This window comes from Peribacillus sp. P4_C12 (assembly GCF_056402095.1).
This window is the reverse complement of record NZ_JBFUIB010000483.1, coordinates 1-2,710: the sequence shown is the minus strand read 5'-3', so window position 1 is coordinate 2,710 and position 2,710 is coordinate 1. Positions and strand designations below refer to the sequence as shown.

3 protein-coding genes are annotated in these 2,710 nt (G+C 38.4%); all 3 read left to right on the top strand.

Going from position 1 to position 2,710, the window contains the following annotated elements; all coding sequences use genetic code 11:
- The first annotated feature begins 158 nt into the window (after positions 1-158).
- Positions 159-905: a type I methionyl aminopeptidase gene (gene map, locus AC1DUW_RS25275; RefSeq protein ID WP_053346103.1), complete on the top strand. Its 747-nt coding sequence runs from the start codon at positions 159-161 to the stop codon at positions 903-905.
- Positions 906-1,168: 263 nt separating this feature from the next.
- Complete coding sequence (locus AC1DUW_RS25270) at positions 1,169-1,921, top strand: helix-turn-helix transcriptional regulator (protein WP_053346102.1); 753 nt, start codon at positions 1,169-1,171, stop codon at positions 1,919-1,921.
- Between the two features lie 154 nt (positions 1,922-2,075).
- On the top strand, positions 2,076-2,710 hold a 635-nt coding region (locus AC1DUW_RS25265; RefSeq protein ID WP_477643762.1), incomplete at its 3' end, for a GTPase family protein.

The window sequence follows — 2,710 nt, the reverse complement described above, 5'->3', positions numbered from 1 at the left end:
ATTTTGTTTGTCTTCTGCCGATTTCGGAAACAGAAAAGGCGATCAATTTATTAACCCTGTAATTTTACCGGGTTTTTGGTTGCTTTTTATATAAAAAAAGGCATATGATAAATAAGGAGTCTCAATCAGAAAAGATATTAAACGAAAGAGGATTTTAAATGATTACAATAAAAAGTGAACGAGAAATACATTTGATGCATGAAGCAGGAAAGCTTCTTGCTGCGACGCATAGAGAAATCGCTAAAATGATTAAGCCGGGCATTACAACTTGGGAAATTGAAGCGTTTGTCGACAAATATCTAGCAGAGCACGGTGCAACGCCGGAACAAAAGGGCTATAATGGCTACAAATATGCAACTTGTGCATCTGTGAATGATGTAATTTGCCATGGTTTCCCGCAAAAGAAAGCCTTGAAAGAGGGAGACATCGTAACGATTGATATGGTTGTGAACCTTAATGGTGGATTGGCGGATTCAGCGTGGACCTATGCAGTTGGTGAGGTTTCCGAGGAAGCTCAACGTTTGATGGATGTAACAAAAAATGCACTTTATAGAGGCATTGAAGTTGCCCGGGCAGGCAATCGCCTTGGTGACATTGGACATGCGATTCAATCCTATGCAGAAGGCGAAAAATTTTCTGTTGTCCGTGATTTCACAGGACACGGCATTGGTAAAACAATGCATGAAGACCCTACTGTTTTACATTATGGTAAACCAGGTAAAGGTGCTCGTCTGAAAGAAGGAATGGTCATCACAATCGAGCCAATGTTGAATGCAGGAACATGGCATATGAAAATGGACCAAGACGGCTGGACCGCTAGAACAACGGACGGCAAACTTTCCGCTCAATATGAACATACTCTTGTTATTACAAAAGAAGCTCCGATTATTTTAACGGAACAATAAGAGTTTTTAAAAAAGCAACGGCCTAATAATTGGTCGTTGCTTTTTTTATGTCCTAAATATCATTATTTATTTGAAAGAATACCTCGGCAGAATATTCAGAATTCTATTCTATCAATAATAGATGAAATCCCTAACTAAAGTACTAAGTGGATTAGGTATTAAAAACTTTACTATTATGTGGTAGCACAGGATAATAAGGGTAGGACGAAAAAATATTTATTCTAACGAGTTAACTGATACACACTATAAAGGAGGTTTTGACAGTGAAGAAGGGGGAAAAACTGTCTACAACGGTAGAATCGGTTGGTTTAAGTCAGAGAGAATTTTTAACGATTTTTTTACTTCATTCTTTAACAGTAAAAACGAATTATCCAAGGGCGATTCATCAGGACCTGAAAAATACGTTTACTGGAAAAGTGCATAGCTATGACTACTTATGTAAGATTTCTAATACTCTTGTCGAATCCGGCCATTTATCATTATACACGAACAAGGGAAGAAATTATTATCAATTAACGGAAAAAGGGAAAGAACTTTATAAATGGTACCAGGAGAATTTTCTAGAACGCTTTTCTGAAGTGAAAAATGTCATTGACCGCTTTATGTTCGATTTAAAAGGATCTGGTGAAAACCCTCCTGTTGTGAACGAACTTCCTGAGGAATACCGATCTTATTTCTCGAAAATAATATCCGTAAAGGACCTAGTCCGTTATGTCACATTGAAGGCGGCTTTCAAAAAGAAGCCCATTTATATGGGGGAAATAGGGGACCTGCTTAAAAATCAGTTCGGTTGGATTGCTTCTAACGGGTATTTATACGATTTATCACATGAAATGGAAGAGACCGGCCTGCTTGTTGGCAGATGGGAAAGTGAAAAACGAACAAAACGTTATTTACGAATTACGGATGAAGGACAACATCATTACAAACAGATTGCTGATTCGGCCGCATATCAAGTACAGGAAATTCAAAAATACATGGCCAGTGTGGTTATGTTTCTAAAAGATAAATCCTGACTGAGAAACGAACAATTCGATCCAGTTCTAGTTTCCTGAAGAACAGATAAATCCCCTTTAGCTGATGTAATTGGATGGTTCGATGAACATGCTTAAGTTGAACCAATCAGGGGTAAATATTATATAAAACAGTTCTTATCAAGGGGGAATTCACATGGTAGAGAAACACGATGAAATGGGCAGTTTGTTTACGTTTATTAAAGGTCAGGTAAATAAATTACCTATTTCAGAATCGAAAAAGAACAAAATGCTCGATCAGCTTTTGAAGCTTAAAACGATGACGGTCGATGCGAGGGAACCGCGGATTGCTCTTGTTGGGAGGCGCGGTTCAGGGAAGTCATCACTGATTAATGCAATGTTTGGCCAAGAACGGCAATACGTTAGCCCCGTTAAATCTGGAACTGGTAAAGGTAAATGGCTTTGGTATCCGAGTGATTCTCAACCTAAAATTCGTCTGCTGGACTCTCGTGGATTGGGTGAGAGTGAGACTCCTACGGAAGACTATGAAGAAGAGACACCAATGGATGAATTAATTAAAGCGGTGACTGAGGAACAGCCGGATGTGTTTCTTTTCTTAATCAAAGCAAAAGAAACGGATTCTCGGATTGAAGAGGATTTACAAGAGTTAAGTAAATTGCGGAAAATTGTGAAAGATAAACATCATTATGATGTGCCAGTAATCTGTGTTATCACCCAAGTAGATGAATTAGATCCGCCACATTATAAACAAGTACCTTTTGATGCCCACCCTAAGAAAAAACAGCATATTGATGAGGCCATCGGTTTAAT